Origin of the sequence: Symbiobacterium terraclitae, assembly GCF_017874315.1 — a bacterium.
Lineage (GTDB): Bacteria > Bacillota > Sulfobacillia > Symbiobacteriales > Symbiobacteriaceae > Symbiobacterium > Symbiobacterium terraclitae.
In genome coordinates, this window is record NZ_JAGGLG010000004.1 from 1 (window position 1) to 16,398 (window position 16,398).

Consider the following 16,398-nt stretch of genomic DNA (forward strand, 5'->3'; position numbering starts at 1 on the left):
ATACGCTCTACATGAGCCATCTCGATCTTCAATCCTTTCACCCCTGCAAACTGGAAATGCGGCACATCCCAGTTTACAGGTTTGGAAGTTCGAGGTGGCTCACTTTTGCGTGATCAAATGGCCCCCGAATGGCTCCCTTTTAGGTTATCAAACACAGTCGAGAGCGTGTTTGGACAGATCAAACAGAATCGGGGTTTCCGCCGTTTCCTCCTAAGGGGTCTGTCGAAGGTCACCCTTGAGGTGGGCTGGCTTGCCCTTGCCCACAATCTGCTCAAGAAGGCAGCCCTGGTTGCCCAGGCGAGCTAGAACAGCCAGCAGACCTCGTCAAACCAGCCAAAAACCTCGCAAGATGGTCGATTGACTACCTGAAAAACCCAATTCGAACGAAAAGGAACGGGGCCGTCCCAGCAGAGCAACCTGCTTTTGGGACGGCCCCTTCAGCGTCATCAGTTGGAATCAACCCGCCAGCTTGCTCAGGTCCGCCGGGGCGGAGAGCAGGCCGCCCAGGGCCTGGAGCAGGGCGTAGCGGTTGGCCCGCACCTTCTCGTCCTCCACGTTTACCCGCACGCTGTCGAGGAAGGCGTCCACCGGGGCCTTCAGGCGGGTGGCCAGGCGGTAGAACGCCCGGTACTCGCCCGCGTCCAGCGCCTGCTTCATCTCGGGCCTGAGGTCGACGAAGGCGCCGTAGAGGTCGCGCTCGGCGGCCTCGCTGAAGAGCCCGGGATCGATCTCGGCGCTTGCGGCCCCCGCCTCGCCGGCCTTGCCGGCCAGGTTGGCGACCCGCTTGAACGCCCCCGTGACGGCGGCGAACTCGGGCTCACCCATGACGGCCGCCAGCGCCTCTGCTCGGTTGACGGCGTCCGTCACGTCCCGGAAGCCGGCGGCCAGCACGGCGTCGATCACGTCGTAGCGCACCGCGCGCTGCTCCAGCAACACCTTCAGCCGGGCCCGGAAGAACTCCATCAGCTCGCCGTGGGTCTTCAGCGCCTCTTCACCGGAGAGGGCGTACTGCTCCACGGCCTGTGAGGCCAGCGCGGCCAGGTCGACCCTGATGCGGTTCTCCACCAGCGTCTGCACCACGCCCTGGGCGGCGCGCCGCAGAGCGAAGGGGTCCTGCGAGCCGGTGGGGATCATGCCGATGGAGAAGTAGCCCGCAAGGGTGTCCAGTTTGTCGGCCAGGGCGACCACGATGCCCGGCCGGGACCGGGGCAGGTCGTCGCCGGCGCCCCGGGGCAGGTAGTGCTCGTAGATCGCCTCGGCCACCGCGGGGTCGCCGCCCTCCTTGAGCAGGTACTGCTTGCCCATGTAGCCCTGCAGCTCGGGGAACTCGAAGACCATCCGGGTGGCCAGGTCGGCCTTGCAGAGCCAGGCCGCCCGCGCCGCCTGCTCCTGCTCGGTGGGCGTGAGTTCCAGCGCCTTGCCGATCGCCCGGGCCAGGGCGACCAGCCGCTCCACGCGCTGGAACTGCGTGCCGAGCTTCTCCTGGAAGACGGCCTCCTTCAGCTTGGCGTTGTAAGCCTCCAGCGGCTGCTTGCGGTCCTCGTCCCAGAAGAAGCGGGCATCCGACAGCCGGGCCGCCAGCACCTTCTCGTTGCCGGCCCGCACGATGTCGATATGGTCGAGCCCGCCGTTGCGCACGCCGATGAACCAGGGCAGGAGCTCCTCGGAGCCCTCTGCCTTGTAGACCGGGAAGTAGCGCTGGTTCTCCTTCATGGTGGTCACCAGCACCTCGGAGGGAACCTCCAGGTAGGCCGGCGCGAAGGAGCCGGTGAAGGCGGTGGGCTGCTCCACCAGCCAGGTGAGCTCCTCCAGCAGGTCCTCGTCGCGCCGCACGAAGCCGCCCACCCGGGCCGCCTCGGCCGTCACCTGCTGCCAGATCACCTGCTTGCGCACATGCTGGTCCACCATGACGTAAGCCCCGCCGACCTTGGCGAAGTAGTCGTCGGCGTCGTTCACCTTGACCGGCTCGGCCGGGCCCAGTACCCGGTGGCCCCGGGTGGTGTCCACGGTCTCGATGCCGTCCACGACAAAGGGCACGCGCCGGTCACCCAGCATGGCCAGGATCCACTTGATCGGCCGGGCGTAGCGGATCTCCCGGTCGGCCCAGCGCATCGCCTTGGGCCAGTGGATCGAGGTGACGAGCCCGGCCAGCAGCGGGGGCAGCACGGCGGTGACCGACTCGCCCTTGATCAGCTTGCGGGCGTAGAGGTACTCGCCGCCCTTCTCGTCGGGCCGGACTTGCAGGTCCTCCACCGCCACCCCCTGCCCCTCGGCGAACTTCCGGGCGGCGACGGTGGGATTGCCCTCGGCGTCGAAGGCGGCCTTCCTGGGCGGCCCCTTCACCTCCATCTCCACGTCGCGCTGCATGAGCGCCAGGTTCCTCACGTAGAGCACCAGGCGGCGCGGGGTGCCGAACACGTCGACGACTTCGTAGTCGAGGCGGGCCTCATCCAGGGCCTTAACGGCGTTTGCCTTCAGCTGCTCCAGCGCCGGCGCGCAGAAGCGGGCGGGAATCTCCTCGGTACCGATCTCAAGAATGAGGTTGCGGGTATCGGCCATGGCTACTTCACCCCCTCCGCGGACTGCTTTCCGGCGCCGTAGCGGGACTCCCAGGTAGGCCGCTCCCCCAGCGGCTTGAGCAGCGGGAAGCCCAGCGACTCCCGCATCTCGATGTAGGCCTTGGCGGCGGCCCGGGAGAGGTTGCGCACGCGGAGGATGTATCCCTGCCGCTCGCTGACGGCGATCGCGCCGCGGGCGTCCAGCAGGTTGAAGGTGTGCGAGCACTTCAGGATGTGGTCGTAGGCCGGGTAGACCAGCGGCGGATCGAGCGCGAGGAGCCGCTTGGCCTCGGCCTCGTGCATGCCGTAGAGCTGGAACAGCATCTGGGTGTCGGACTGCTCGAAGTTGTAGACCGAGTGCTCCCACTCCGACCGCTCGTACACGTCGCCGTAGCGGAGATCCTTGTTGTACATGATGTCCCAGACGTTGTCCACGCCCTGGATGTACGAGGCCAGCCGCTCCAAGCCCAGCGTGATCTCCACGGAGACCGGCTTGCACTCGAAGCCGCCCACCTGCTGGAAGTAGGTGAACTGGGTGATCTCCATGCCGTCGCACCAGACCTCCCAGCCCAGGCCCCAGGCGCCCTGGCTGGGAGCCTCCCAGTTGTCCTCGACGAACCGGATGTCGTGCTTCTTGGGGTCGATGCCGATGCGCTCGAGCATCTCCAGGTAGATCTCCTGGATGTTCTCCGGCGAGGGCTTCATGATCACCTGGTACTGGAAGTAGTGCTGCATGCGGTTGGGGTTCTGCGCGTACCGGCCGTCGGCCGGGCGGCGGCAGGGCTCGATGTAGGCCACGTTCCAGGGCTCAGGCCCCAGCGCCCGGAAGAAGGTGTTGGGGTTGAAGGTGCCCGCACCCTTCTCCACGTCGTAGGGATGCTGAATGATGCACCCCTGCTCGGCCCAGAACTTGTCGAGGGTCAGAACCAGGTCCTGAAAGTACATGCGCGATCCTCCTTCGAAGCGGGCGTCCGATGCGAAAAGGCTCTCGCCCCGGGCCACCCTTGATGTGGCCAGGGACGAGAGCCTCTGCGTGCTCCCGCGGTTCCACCCTGATTGGCGCCCCCACAGGGACACCCACCTCTGCCGTGATTCGCTTTCGCTCCCGGGCGCCGTTCCCCGCAGCCTGCCCACCCTGCTCGCACCAGACGCAGGGCTCTCTGCAGGAGCCCGCTGGCGGGTACTCCTCCCGTTCCTCGCTAGGACAAAACTCTAGCAACTCGGCGGGGTGGTGTCAAGGGGCGCCGGGCCCCCTGCCCGTAACAGCCTGAGCTGCGGCCCCGGGCAGGGCGGGCAAAGGCGCATTGCTGGCGCCCGTTCAAAGCTCCGCAGGAGGCTGGCGCGAGCGCAGCGGAGCGAGCACGCCCGGCCGACGAGGAGCATTACCGCTGCCGAGCGCCAGGGGCGCCGAGCCGCCCTGCCCGTAACAGCCTGAGCCGCGGCCCCGGGCAGGGCGGGCAAAGGCGCATTGCTGGCGCCAGTTCAAAGCTCCGCAGGAGGCCGGCGCGAGCGCAGCGGAGCGAGCACGCCCGGCCGACGAGGAGCATTACCGCTGCCGAGCGCCAGCGGCGCCGAGCCGCCCTGCCCGTAACAGCCTGAGCCGCGGCCCCGGGCAGGGCGGGCAAAGGCGCATTGCTGGCGCCAGTTCAAGGCTCCGCAGGAGGCCGGCGCGAGCGCAGCGGAGCGAGCACGCCCGGCCGACGAGGAGCATTACCGCTGGCGAGCGCCAGCGGCGCCGAGCCCCCTTGCCCCTGGAGGTCGCGCACGAGCCTCTCACCCCTGCCGCAGACCCCGCAGGCGGAAGCCCTCGGCCAGCAGGTGGAAGGCTGCGGCGGAGAGCCCCAGCGCCAGGCCGGGGTAGAAGGGAATCCAGGGCGTCCCCAGGATGTTGTACCGGTTCGCCCCCAGCATCTGCCCCCACTCGGGCAGGTACTCGATGATCCGCACCCAGCCGTCGCCGCGGACGGCCACCGTGCCGCCCACGTAGATGCCGAAGACCGCCAGCTGCCCCATCAGCAGGAGCACCCATGCCATCTCCGAGGAGATCATCACGGCCAGGTCGGCCCGCATCAGCGGCAGCACGTGGCGCAGCAGGATGCGCCCGGGCGTGGCACCCAGGGCGCGGGCCGCCTCCACGTGGGGCATGATCATGATCTCCTCGACCCGGCGGCGCACCTGTTCGGCCATGCGCGGGGCGCCGGAGAGGACCAGCATCGCCACGTAGGCCGCGAGCCAGCCCGCCTGCCCGGGGATCAGCCAGCGCAGGCCGCCCAGGGTCATGGCCACCAGCGCCAGCGCCGGAATGGAGCCGAAGCCGACCGCCAGGGTCTGCACCAGCCGGCCCGCCCGACCGCCGGCCCAGCCCGCCCGGAGCCCCGCCGGCAGGGCCACCGCCAGCCGCAGGAGGATCACGCCGGCCGCCAGCCCCAGCGTGTACCGGGCGCCGTAGACCACGCGCGCGAGCATGTCCCGCCCCACCATGTCTGAACCGAGCACGTAGCCGAACTCGCCGGGGGCGAAGGGCGCCAGGCGCAGCCGGCGGCCTTCCACCTGCATGTAGACGCCCACGTGCGGGTCCTCCAGGGTCACCAGCTCCGGCAGCACCAGCAGAAAGAGCAGCCCGGCGGTCAGCATGAGTCCCAGGATCAGGGGGAAGTTCAGCCGCCTCACGGCGTCCCCCCTCCCTTCAGCTGCGGGTTGGCCAGCGCCCGCAGGGTGACCGCCAGCCCGTCCATCACCAGGAACCAGGTGCAGAAGATCAGCCCGATGGTCGCGACCACGTGGGGCTGGCTGTAGCTGAGCCCTCGCATCAGCCCCGACCCGAGGCCGTAGTGGTTGGTGAGCACCTCCACGACCAGCTGGCTGGAGAGCGTGACGTTCAGCATGGCCGGCATGCCGTTCAGGGCCCGGGGCAGGGCGTTGCGCAGCGCGTGTTTCAGCACCACCCACACCTCGGGCACCCCCTTGGCCCGGGCGGTGCGGATGTACTCCTGGCGCATCGCTTCGTCCAGTGCGGTGGAGATCAGCCGCGCCGTATAGGCCATGGGGATGATGGAGAGCGCCACCAGCGGCAGCAGCCATCCCCGCTCGCCCCCCTGCACCCCGAGCACAGACCAGAGCCGCACGCCGAAGGTGCGGTAGGACCAGATGGTGAGCAGCTGCCCCAGGAGGATCAGGAGGAAGTCCGGCACCGAGACGCCCAGCACCGAGAGGCCCAGTGAGAAGGCGCGCCCGGCGCGGCTCCCCAGGACCAGGCAGCCCAGCAGCAGCCCGAGGACCACGCCCACGACGAGCGCCGCGGCGAACAGCTGGAAGGAGAGCCACCAGGTCTCCCGCAGCAGGGGCAGCAGCGGCAGGACGCGCTGGGCCGTGCCGTACCACTGGTCCACCGTCAGGGTGCCGCCCGCGAGGCCGGCCATGTAGTCCCTCAGCCCCTCGCCGTACGCTGCCAGGGACCACGAGTAGGCGAAGCCGCCGGCGTCGCCTTCAAGGGGTTCAATGCGGAACTTCTGGGTGGCGTCCGTGCGCACCTCGCCCAGGCTCCCGGGCGGGGAAGACGCCTCCGTCGCCACCACGCCCCGGGGCAGCATGGCCACCAGCACCACGATCGCGGCGGAGAGCAGCAGCAGCCCGAGGCGCAGGGCCCATCCCTTGAGCAAGTCAAACCATCTTCCCGACACTCAGATTCACCTGACTTCGCAGTCTCGGCAGGCCGAGAGGCCGCGTGCGTGGCCGCACGCGGCCGCCCCTCGTCCCGTTTGCGAATAGGACGAGGGGCGGAAGAATCTCGTTCGTGTCAACTTTACACCTGTGTTTAGATCGACTCGAGGTAGCGCACTACCCGCTGCACGACCGGTAGGTGCTCCTGGCGGCCGAACCGCCAGCCGCGGTCGAAGGCCGCCACCTTGCGCATGAGCCGGGTCCCGGGGATGGGGGCGTAGAGCACGAGCCGGGCGATGCGACCCCGCCCCTTGTAGAGCGTGTCGGGGTCGATGCCGTAGCTGACCGGCCCCCGCGTGAGGCGAACCTCCCAGCGGTACGGGCCGCACTCCCCCCGCAGCAGCCCGTCGCGCGTCCCCGCGTCCAGCAGCCGAACCCGTGCGAACATGACAGAATCCCTCCTGGGAGGGATTCTTGTCAACTGCGCAATGAATTAAACGCGCAGGGTATCGAGAAATTCCTTCGACTTCAGCCGCCGCTCGGTTCGCACCAGGATGTAGGCCGAGAGCGCCTGGTCGACCTCGGCGGCCACCTCGCCGCCGAGGCGCACCACATGGGCCCGGCGGATGTCGCCGTCCAGCAGCCGCTTCATGCTCTCCAGGGCGCCCAGCGAGAGCCGGACGGCCCCCTCGCCCTCGGCCGAGCAGGCGGGGCAGAGCACGCCGCCCAGCACCGGCGAGAAGCGCACGCTGCCGTTCTGCTGCACGGCCTCGGTGCCGCAGCCCACACAGGCGGTGAGGCTGGGCCGGAAGCCGAGCATGGAGAGCAGCTTCAGCTCGTAGGCCCGCAGGAGCGGTTCAGGGGGCAGGTCGGGCTCGTTGAAAAGGTGGAGGCTGGTCAGCAGCAGGAGGAAGGGCGCCTCGTGCCGCTGCCGCTCGGGCAGCAGGGCGTCCATCAGCTCGCAGGCGTAGGTGGCATAGGCCATGCGCACCAGGTCCTCCCGCAGCTGGCGAAAGGACTCCACGATCTCCGCCTGGCTCAGCGTGTCGAGGCTCCTGCCGGAGAAGAGCTGGGCCCGCAGCCGGGAGAAGAGCTGGGTCGCCGCCGCGAGGCGGCTGCGGGGCCGCCGGGCTCCCCGGGCCACCGCCTCCACCTTCCCCTCCTCGCGGGTGAGCAGGACGACGATCTTGTCCGCCTCCTGGAAGTTCCGTACCCGAATGACGATCCCGTCGACGTTGTAGAGTGCCAAGTCGCCACCTCCGCCGTTCTGCCCTCATCATAACACAGGGCGGCCGTGTGACACCTGTCACTTCGCACGCTGGTTCAGGTGGGGATACTGAGAACAGGTCTCAATGCGATCGGAGGCGATTTCCATGTCCTCATCCCCGCGCCTCAACCCCGGCCGCTACCCGCTGCTGATGCTGGGCATCCTCACCCTGCTGGCCGCCATGTGGGCCGGCATCCTGCGCATCGGGCTGACGCTGCCGCCCCTCACCCCCACGCTCTCGGGCGCCCACGGCCCGCTGATGATCGCCGGCTTCCTCGGCACCGTGATCGGGCTGGAGCGGGCCGTGGCGATGGGCCGGCCCTGGATGTTCGCCGCCCCCGCCCTGGCGCTCGCCGGCGGCCTCCTCCTCATCTTCGGTGCGCCCCCGTGGGTCGGCGCCCTGAGCATCGTGCTCAGCAGCGCCGTGCTGATCCTGCTCTTCACCCAGATCCTGCGGGTGCAGCCCACGCTGTTTAACTACGTGCTCACCTTGGCGGCGGTGGTCTGGCTGGGCGGGAACCTGCTCTGGCTCCTCGGCCGCCCCATCCCGCAGGTGGTGCCCGCCTGGGCGGGCTTCCTCATCCTGACCATCGCCGGCGAGCGGCTGGAACTGACGCGGCTGCTGCAGATCTCGCGCGCCGGCACCGTCGCCTTCTTCGGCGTGCTCGCCGTGCTCGTGGCCGGCATCTTCACCGCCCCCTGGGACTACGGCCTCGGCTGGCGCATCGCCGGGCTCGGCATGGCGGCCCTCTCGCTCTGGCTGCTGCAGAACGACATCGCCCGCAGGACCGTCAGGACCCAGGGGCTGACCCGCTTCATCGCCATCTGCATGCTGCTGGGCTACTTCTGGCTGATGGCGGGCGGGGCGATTGCCGTGTGGCGCGGCTTCCTCTACGGCGGACCCTACGACGCGGCGCTGCACGCGGTCTTCCTCGGATTCGTGTTCAGCATGATCTTCGGGCACGCACCGGTGATCTTCCCCGCGGTGCTGGGGGTGCGCATGAACTTCTCCCCCTGGTTCTACAGCCATCTCGTGCTCCTGCACGTCTCCGTGGTGCTCCGGGTCGGCGGCGGGCTCGTGGAGTGGCTGCCGGTGCGGCAGTGGGCGGTCATCCTCAACGTCGCGACGCTGCTGCTGTTCCTGGCCAACACGGTGCGCTCGCTCCGCCGGCGGGCGGACGGGGCCATCCGGCCCTCCTGACCCCGCCATTTTGTCGAATCCTGCGTACACAGGTGGTTGCGGATTGAGTAACGTCGTGCTATAAGAAAAGATGAAGAAAATCGTGCGGAGGTGGGTGAACCACCTCCCAAGCGCGTCGCGGCTGCCGAGGGGGGTGCCAACGTGGAGCGCGACACCCGGTTGGACGGGCTGAGGCGGCAGTTCCTGCTGCTCACCCTCCCCATCGCCGCAGTGGCCGGGTTTTCGGAATGGCTGCTCCTCCGGCGGAACGGCGAACCCGCTCCCCCTCTGCTGCTGGTGGCCGCGATCGCGTCGCTGGCGCTGGCCCTGCTGCTCTGGCGGCGGCGGCGCAGCCTGCGCTTTGTCGAGGCCGCCGTGGCGACGGGCGTCGCTGCGGCGCTATTTGTATTGCTCTACAACGCCCTGTTCGCCCCGGAGGACGTGGCCGCCGGGCGTTTCGCCCGCCTCGCCCCATGGGGCTCGGTCTCCCTGGCCGCAGTCCTCCTCCCGCTGGGCAGCCACCGGGCCACCTGGGCGGCCAGCGGCATCTACACCGGCCTGCTGGTCATCGGCGCGGCCTACCTCGTGCGGACGGGGCAGAGCGGCGTCCGGCCCGCCCTGCTGGAGCCGCTGATCCAGTTCTACCTCTCCAACGCGGTACTCCTCTGCCTGCTCTACTCCTGGGCGGAGATGCGCAAGCAGTACGACCGCACGCGCCACCTCGCCCGGTCCATGGCCGACCTGGCCCACACCGACCCGCTCCTGGGCATCCCCAACCGGCGGCAGATGCAGGCCTACATCCAGCGGGAGATCCGGGAGGCCGAGGAGGGCATGGAGCCGGCCACCATGATCATGTTCGACGTGGACCGGTTCAAGCAGGTCAACGACACGTACGGCCACGAGACGGGCGACCTGGTGCTGCGCGCGGTCACCGCCGCGGTGCGCCAGACCCTGCGGTCGACCGACCGGGTGGGCCGCTGGGGCGGCGACGAGTTCATCGTGCTGGTACACGTGAGCGAGCTCTCCCAGGCCTACCAGTTGGCGCAGCGGCTCGGCGACGCGGTGCACCAGAAGCTGAGCGACCGCTTCCTGCAGGTGACCATCAGCCTGGGCGTGGCCCCGTACCACCCGGGCGACACCGTGGCGTCCTGGGTCCGCCGGGCGGACCAGGCGCTGCTGGGCGCCAAGGAGTCCGGGCGCAACCGGGTCGTGGTGGGCTCCTGAGGCGGTCCTGCGGCAGACAGGCGAAAGAAGAAAGCCATCGCGGCGGCGGAGCGCTGCTCCCCACGCCCGATGGCTTTTCCGCGTTGGAAGGCTACTCCGCGAGCCCGGCCAGGATGGCGACCCCGGCGCTGGCACCGATTCGGTTGGCCCCCGCCTCCACCATGGCCAGCGCCGTGGCCAGGTCGCGCACGCCGCCCGAGGCCTTCACGCCCATCGCCGGGCCGACGGTTCGCCGCATCAGGGCGACGTCCGCCACCGTGGCGCCGCCGTGGCCGAAGCCGGTCGACGTCTTGACGAAGTCTGCCCCCGCCTCCTGCGCCAGGCGGCAGGCCGTCACCTTCTCCTCGTCGGTCAGCAGCCCGGTCTCGATGATCACCTTTACGCGCGCCTCTCCGGAGACGGCCTCCACCACCGCGCGGATGTCGCTGAGCACCACGTCGTGCTGGCCGGACTTCAGCGCGCCGATGTTGATCACCATGTCGACCTCGCGGGCGCCGCGGGCCACGGCGTCCTCTGCCTCCACAGCCTTGATCTCGCTGCGGTTGGCCCCCAGCGGAAAGCCGATGACGGTGCAGACCAGCACGTCGGTACCGCTGAGCAGGTCCCGGCAGAGCGGGACCCAGTGCGGGTTGACGCAGACGGACATGAAGCCGTGCTCCCGGGCCTCGGCGCAGAGCGTGCGAATCTGCGCCTCAGTGGCGTCGGGTCTCAGCATCGTGTGATCGATCAGCTTGGCCAGTTGCGCGCGCGTCATGCGCGTGACGTCCATGACAACAACCTCCTCGTGGCGGGGCCGCAGAGCTCGTCGGTAGTCTTCCCGCGCTCATGGCGGGGTGGCTCCGGGTGTAGCATTCGGTGACGACTGGATGTTCACCTGCCAGTGCGCTGGAAGCGGCGTCGCCCTCTGCCCGGCCTGGCAACCGGCTGGCGCTGCTGCCACAGATTATACATGGACGTATACACTTATAGACGTTAAGCTTAGACACGCATCGCGATTGCCACACGCGCTGAATTCCGCAGTGCGGAAGCGGGGGACCCAATTTTCCTTGGGGCTAAGCGCAGCCAGTCAACGGCTGCCCGGGCGACACTCCTGCCGTCCGCGTCCGTCAGCTAACCCCGCAAGCGTAGCAGGGGGAGACATCCTCCTCCGTGTCTGTGGCAGTCAGACACACTCAGCAAGGAGGAGTTACGCATGAAGTTCTTCAAGGGCCTTGCCATCGCGCTGGCCGTCGCCGCAGCCTCGCTCACGATGGCCGCGCCGGCCTCGGCCGCGACCACCTACACCTATACCTACACCATCAAGGTGCCCGCCCGCACCGACCTGGCCAGCGTGCTGAGCTGGTACTTCCCGAAGCTGAACGTGAAGTGGTACACGCCGAAGACCACCGCCCAGACGACCCAGGCGAAGCAGCCGCAGACGACGGTCAGCCAGCCCACGCAGCAGCAGCCCAAGCAGCAGATGCAGCAGCAGACCCAGCCGCAGACCACCGCTGCCGTGAGCGGCCTCACCGCCACCGAGCAGCAGATGCTGAACCTGGTCAACCAGGAGCGGGCCAAGGCCGGCCTGAAGCCGCTGCAGGCCGACCTGCAGCTGACCAAGCTGGCCCGGATGAAGAGCCAGGACATGATCAACCGCAACTACTTCAGCCACAACTCGCCGACCTACGGCTCGCCGTTTGACATGATGAAGGCGTATGGCGTGACCTACCGGACCGCTGGCGAGAACATCGCCGGCAACCAGTCGGTCCAGGCGGCGCACAACGCCCTGATGAACTCGCCGGGCCACCGGGCCAACATCCTGAACGCCCAGTACACCCACATCGGCATCGGCATCGTCGAGGGCGGCCCGTACGGCATGATGTTCACGCAGATGTTCGTGGGCCGGTAACACGAATGCCAAGGAGGCACTTCAACGCGAAGTGCCTCCTTCTTGCTGTGGGCAGGCAGGGCTTTTCGGCGCGCCCCATCTGCGTGCGGCGCCCCTCGCAAGGTGGGGCGACGCCTATTTCAAGAGACAGAGGCAAGCGCTCGCTGTATGGGTGATCCCGAACATGAGGCCCGGGACGACCGAGACATCGTTCCCCAGCCAGAGTCCCACGGTGACGAAGAACACAGAGGGCAACACGGCCATCATGCCGCCGGCCTCGGCCCAGGGCACGGCGCTGGTCCCGTCGCAGTCGTTGATGCCCTTGCGTCAGCCCTTGAGCAGCCCGGCCAGGTCCCGGGCGGTGAGCCCCTGGATGTACCAGCCGACGTTCAGCCGTTCGAGAGCTTCCTCCAGGTTGTCGTCCAGCGGCAGGCCCACCAGGGCGGCCTCCAGCTCGGACAGCTCCCCGCTGCCGAAGAAGTCGCCGTAGATCTTCACGGCCTTGATCCGCCCCGCCTCCGCCTGGAGGTGGACGGTAACCGTCCCGGCGTCGAACCGCTGCTCCCGCCGCATGTCGTAGGCGGGCGAGGCGCCGTAGTTCCACTCCCAGGTGGCGTACTTCGCATCCCGGAGGCGCCGCACCTCCGCCAGCTGCTCCGGCGTCAGTTCCATCGGCTCCAGCCCCTCGGCCTGCAGGATGTACCCCTTGAGCAGGCGCTTGAACTCCTCCATGGTGACGGGCCGGGGAGCGTGGGCGTTGATGGTGGTGACGCGGCTGCGCACGGACTTCACGCCCTTGGACTGGAACTTGGCCTCCTTCACCCTGAGGGCGTTCGACACCACCTCGATGTTGGAGTCCAGCATGATGCAGCCGTGGTGCAGGATGCGCCCGTGCCGCACGTACTGGGCGTTGCCGGAGAACTTCTTCCCGTCGATGGTGAGGTCGTTTCGACCGGTGAACTCGGCCTTCACGCCGATCTGCTCCAGCGTCTTGATCACCGGCACGGTGAAGACGGCGAAATTGAAGTCCGGCGCGGCGTCCTTATCCACGATGAAGGTGTAGTTCAGGTTCCCGGAGTCGTGGTAGACGGCCCCGCCGCCCGACAGCCGCCGGACGACGCGGATGCCGTGCTCCTCCACGTACTGCTGGTTGATCTCCTCGTAGGTGTTCTGGTGCCGGCCCACCACGATGGTGTTCTCGTTCTGCCAGAGGATGAAGTACGACCGGGAACGGTCCAGTTTCTCAAACACGTACTCCTCGAAGGCCAGGTTGAAGTAGGGGTCGGTGCTGCCCGTCTCCAGGTAGATCATGCCGCTGAGCTCCTCTCACGTCAGTGACGCCGATTTCAGCCCATCCTTTCAGACGCCCAGGCCGCCGCGGGCGATGCTGCCCGCCGAGGGCCTGCCCAAAGCGAGCCTACAGCAGCATCAGGGCCATGGCCGACACCATGTAGACCGAGGCGAACTTGAACAGCCGCAGGTTCACCTGCACCGACGGCCGGATCAGGGCGTTGGCGCCCAGCCCCACCAGGACCATCGCCAGCGCCGAGGCCACAGCCACGGCCCCGAGGTGCTCGGCCAGCTGCCAGGTGACGCCCGTCATGACGGCGGCAGCCAGCACGGTGGAGAGGCTGATGGCCACCTGCGTCGTCCTGAGGCCGTAGACGTTGGGGAAGACCGGCACGCCCGCCGCGGCGTAGTCCGCGGCGTACTTGATGCTGAAGGTCATGATGTGCGTGGGGATCCAGAGCAGCACCGCCAGGGCCAGCAGCAGGCCGATGACCTCCACCTGCCCGGTGGCCAGCGCGCGGCCCGCCAGGACGGGCATGCCGCCGGAGAGCCCGCCCCAGATCACCGACCAGGGCGTGCGCCGCTTCAGCCAGACGGTGTAGACTACGAGGTCCAGCAGCCACCCGGCCAGCACCACGAGGCCGTAGCGCAGGTCCAGCGCGAGGGCCCAGCCGAGGCCGGCGGCGCTCATGGCGCCGCCCAGCAGCACGGCCTCCCAGGGGCGCAGCCGTCCGGCGGCCAGCGGGCGGTGGCGGGTGCGGGGCATCACGGCGTCGATATCCCGGTCGTAGACCATGTTGAGCACGGTGGTGCCGGAAATCGCGAGGAAGAGGCTGCCCAGCAGCCCGCCGTACAGGGCAGGGCCCCCGCCCCCCTTCAGGCCGCTGGCGTAGCCCACCAGGCCGGTGAAGAGCAGGAGGAACGTCTGCTTGCACTTGATCAGCGACCAGAGATCACGCACCTTCTGGAGCATGCCGCCTCAACTCCCTTCCGGAGAGCGCACGCAGCGGAAGCCTACGCTGGGGCTGACGTACTCCGGCTCCGCGCTGTTGCGGCTCCAGACGCGCAGGTCGTAGCCGTAGCTCGCCTTACTGCCGCCGCGCAGGAAGCGGTAGTGCGTCATGGGGTAGACGTCCGCCGTCCACTGGGCCACGTTGCCGGCCATGTCGTAGAGGCCGTACGGGCTGGCGGAGTCCTCCGTCTGGAACTCCCCGTAGCGCCGGCCGTTGTAGAACCCGACCGGCGTGGTGTCGCTGTACCCCTCGCGGGTCTCGAACGGGTCGCGGCTGTGGTCGTAGTTGGCCCGCTCCGGGGCGATGCCGTCGCCCCAGGGGTAGGGCCGGCCGTCCGTGCCGCGGGCGGCCTTCTCCCACTCCGCCTCGGTGGGCAGCCGGCCGCCGGCGGCCTCGCAGTAGGCCCTCGCGCCGAACCAGCTGACCATCGTCGCGGGGTGGTTCTCATACCCGGCCTTCACGACCAGGGTGCCGCCCTCCAGCCTGATGCGGCTGGCCGGGTCGTCCAGGACGATGTGAAGGTAGTCGCCCGCCGGGTACTCCTTCTCGTGCTTGGCACCCGAGAAGGCATCTCCGGGGTAGGGTCCCATCACGGCGCCGCCCTCCAGCCGGACCGTGCCGGCCTTCAGCGCCTCCTCCAGGTAGCGGGCGTACTGGGCGTTGGTCACGGGGGTCACCATGATCTCGTACTCGGCGACGTCGACCCCGGCCTCGTCCCGCCCCATCCCGAAGGGACCGGCGGGAATGCGAACCCAGGCCTCGGGGTCAGCGCCGGCGTCGACGTAGAGGGCGAGCCCGGGCGGTGCGGAGGGCTCGCTGTCGCAGGCCGCCAGCAGCGCCGCCGCCAGCAGCAGGGCCACCCATCCGGCTTGCCGTCTCATCGCTGCACCACCTCCTCATCGGCCTCAGCCGCCCAGCGTCCGTTCCGGCGGAACAGGTCCGCCAGGCGCCAGATCAGGAAGAGCGCCAGCGCAACCAGCACGGCCCCGAGGCCGAAGTCGATGGCCAGCATGAGCCAGTTCACCATCACCTGCTGCCCGTACTCGGTGACGAACAGCCGCTTGATCGCGAAGAGGGTGGCACCGGCAAAGGCCACGTCGGAGGCCAGGATCAGCACCCAGCCGAACCACCGGCGGGCCCGGCCCTGCAGCCCCATCATGTCGGCGAAGTAGCAGAGCAGGATCGTGGCCGTGAGGGCCGACAGGGAGTGCCAGTGGCCGGTGAGGGCGATCCGCTCCTCCCGGTGCGGCCACACCCGGAAGATCTCGTCGAGCTTGACGGCCATGAAGATGCCCACGCCGCTGACGACGAAGTTCATGTAGACCATCTGCCAGAGGGAGCCGAACCGGAGCGGGTCGCGGAGCAGGGCTGCCAGCTTCTGACCGAAGGTGGGCCGCCTCGACCCGGCCGTGCCCTCCCGGATCAGGCGGCCCCAGCCGTAGATCACCAGGAAGAGCGCCGCGAGCATTACGAAGACCGAGCCGACGTAGATGATCGTGTGCGCGTGCGGCGTGGCCACCACCGACCAGGCGCCCAGGGTGATCACCGCAGTGCCGAGGATCATCAGCGGCATGGCGATCTTGTGCAGGATGCCCCTGAAGTCGAACCACCGGCCGATGAGCAGCGCCGTGGCGATGCAGATCAGGGTGAGCATGATGTGCAGGTGGCCGATGACCGCCTTCTGCAGCAGGTCCTTGACCGGCTCCCGCACCAGGTCCTCGGCCAGGAACGACTGGAAGCCGTTGCCGAAGAAGGCCCCGGAGATGCCGCCCAGCGCCGCCGACCCCAGGGTGGAGACCGTCATCACGAAGAAGGCGACCCGCTCCAGGTCCACGCCGCCCGGGGTGCGGGCGTAGGCCGGGTCCGGCTGCCGCCAGGACCGGCCCCAGGGCCACAGCGCCACCGCCAGCATGCACCCCGCCCAGAAGATCAGCCCCTGCCCCACCAGGAACAGGCCGTGGAACACCCAGTTCTGCCCGAAGTAGCCGAAGATGAGCCCGGAGAACATGGCGAGCATGTAGCCCGCCGTGATCGTGGCGTTGATGTTCGCCCGCTGCTGCACCCGCATGGGAATGGCGTGCGTCATCAGGTAGACCAGCACGGCCACCACGGCGAAGGCGATGGCGTGGTAGAGGCTGATGATCCGCCCCTCCCGCTCCGCCTCCACAAGCTTCATCCCCAGCGTGCGCACCACGAAGTCCTTCACGCCCCATTCGACCATCGGACCGGACAGGCTGCTCCAGATGGCCGTGACCAGGGCGACCAGGCCGATGGCCAGAAGCACCAGCCCCCGCGTGGAGGTGAACAGGTAGCGGAACCGGTCCGCGATCGACCGCATG

At 68.8% G+C, this 16,398-nt stretch carries 14 protein-coding genes, 1 pseudogene and 1 riboswitch; of the genes and pseudogenes, 4 read left to right on the top strand and 11 right to left on the bottom strand.

The features are described from left to right. Window positions 1-156: 156 nt before the first annotated feature. Window positions 157-306: pseudogene (locus J2Z79_RS18260) on the top strand (transposase); the annotation flags it as partial. A 150-nt stretch (window positions 307-456) separates the two neighbouring features. On the opposite strand, the gene glyS reads toward J2Z79_RS18260, so the two are convergent. From glyS to recO, 6 genes are all read right to left on the bottom strand, one after another. Beyond that, window positions 457-2,559 carry a glycine--tRNA ligase subunit beta gene (gene glyS / locus J2Z79_RS03295; protein ID WP_209465434.1) on the bottom strand — a complete coding sequence of 701 codons (2,103 nt, stop codon included), beginning with the start codon at window positions 2,557-2,559 and terminating at the stop codon, window positions 457-459. A gap of 2 nt (window positions 2,560-2,561) precedes the next feature. Then, window positions 2,562-3,503, bottom strand: coding sequence for a glycine--tRNA ligase subunit alpha (glyQ, locus tag J2Z79_RS03300; protein WP_209465435.1), 942 nt, complete (start codon window positions 3,501-3,503; stop codon window positions 2,562-2,564). Between the two features lie 828 nt (window positions 3,504-4,331). Continuing rightward, a complete protein-coding gene (locus J2Z79_RS03305; protein WP_209465436.1) occupies window positions 4,332-5,228 on the bottom strand; it encodes an ABC transporter permease in 897 nt (298 codons plus the stop codon). Next, window positions 5,225-6,217, bottom strand: a complete 993-nt coding sequence (locus J2Z79_RS03310; RefSeq protein WP_209465437.1) for an ABC transporter permease subunit — start codon at window positions 6,215-6,217, stop codon at window positions 5,225-5,227. The genes J2Z79_RS03305 and J2Z79_RS03310 overlap by 4 nt, the downstream gene beginning before the upstream one ends. A 155-nt stretch (window positions 6,218-6,372) precedes the next feature. Further along, window positions 6,373-6,666 carry a hypothetical protein gene (locus J2Z79_RS03315; RefSeq protein WP_209465438.1) on the bottom strand — a complete coding sequence of 98 codons (294 nt, stop codon included), beginning with the start codon at window positions 6,664-6,666 and terminating at the stop codon, window positions 6,373-6,375. Window positions 6,667-6,711: 45 nt separating this feature from the next. Further along, window positions 6,712-7,467: a DNA repair protein RecO gene (gene recO, locus J2Z79_RS03320; protein ID WP_209465439.1), complete on the bottom strand. Its 756-nt coding sequence runs from the start codon at window positions 7,465-7,467 to the stop codon at window positions 6,712-6,714. Window positions 7,468-7,591: 124 nt separating this feature from the next. On the opposite strand from recO, the gene J2Z79_RS03325 reads away from it, so the two are divergent. Together J2Z79_RS03325 and J2Z79_RS19080 are read left to right on the top strand one after the other, a co-directional pair. Continuing rightward, window positions 7,592-8,686, top strand: a complete 1,095-nt coding sequence (locus J2Z79_RS03325) for a hypothetical protein (protein WP_209465440.1) — start codon at window positions 7,592-7,594, stop codon at window positions 8,684-8,686. A 141-nt stretch (window positions 8,687-8,827) separates the two neighbouring features. Then, complete coding sequence (locus J2Z79_RS19080) at window positions 8,828-9,889, top strand: GGDEF domain-containing protein (protein ID WP_209465441.1); 1,062 nt, start codon at window positions 8,828-8,830, stop codon at window positions 9,887-9,889. 91 nt (window positions 9,890-9,980) lie between these two features. Here J2Z79_RS19080 and deoC read toward each other — a convergent pair whose 3' ends face one another. Next, window positions 9,981-10,643 carry a deoxyribose-phosphate aldolase gene (deoC, locus tag J2Z79_RS03335; protein ID WP_209465580.1) on the bottom strand — a complete coding sequence of 221 codons (663 nt, stop codon included), beginning with the start codon at window positions 10,641-10,643 and terminating at the stop codon, window positions 9,981-9,983. A gap of 241 nt (window positions 10,644-10,884) precedes the next feature. Continuing rightward, window positions 10,885-11,029: riboswitch (cyclic di-AMP (ydaO/yuaA leader) on the top strand. A gap of 52 nt (window positions 11,030-11,081) precedes the next feature. On the opposite strand from deoC, the gene J2Z79_RS03340 reads away from it, so the two are divergent. Further along, window positions 11,082-11,777, top strand: a complete 696-nt coding sequence (locus J2Z79_RS03340) for a CAP domain-containing protein (protein ID WP_209465442.1) — start codon at window positions 11,082-11,084, stop codon at window positions 11,775-11,777. 306 nt (window positions 11,778-12,083) lie between these two features. Here the strand turns inward: J2Z79_RS03340 and lplA are convergent, their stop codons facing one another. From lplA to J2Z79_RS03360, 4 genes are all read right to left on the bottom strand, one after another. Then, on the bottom strand, window positions 12,084-13,067 hold the full coding sequence (gene lplA, locus J2Z79_RS03345) for a lipoate--protein ligase (RefSeq protein WP_209465443.1): 984 nt from the start codon (window positions 13,065-13,067) through the stop codon (window positions 12,084-12,086). Between the two features lie 106 nt (window positions 13,068-13,173). Then, window positions 13,174-14,019: a protoheme IX farnesyltransferase gene (locus J2Z79_RS03350; RefSeq protein WP_209465444.1), complete on the bottom strand. Its 846-nt coding sequence runs from the start codon at window positions 14,017-14,019 to the stop codon at window positions 13,174-13,176. Between the two features lie 6 nt (window positions 14,020-14,025). Further along, window positions 14,026-14,940: a formylglycine-generating enzyme family protein gene (locus tag J2Z79_RS03355; protein WP_209465445.1), complete on the bottom strand. Its 915-nt coding sequence runs from the start codon at window positions 14,938-14,940 to the stop codon at window positions 14,026-14,028. Beyond that, window positions 14,937-16,397, bottom strand: coding sequence for a hypothetical protein (locus J2Z79_RS03360; protein WP_209465446.1), 1,461 nt, complete (start codon window positions 16,395-16,397; stop codon window positions 14,937-14,939). Before J2Z79_RS03360 ends, J2Z79_RS03355 begins: the two co-directional genes overlap by 4 nt. Between the last annotated feature and the right edge of the window lies 1 nt (window position 16,398).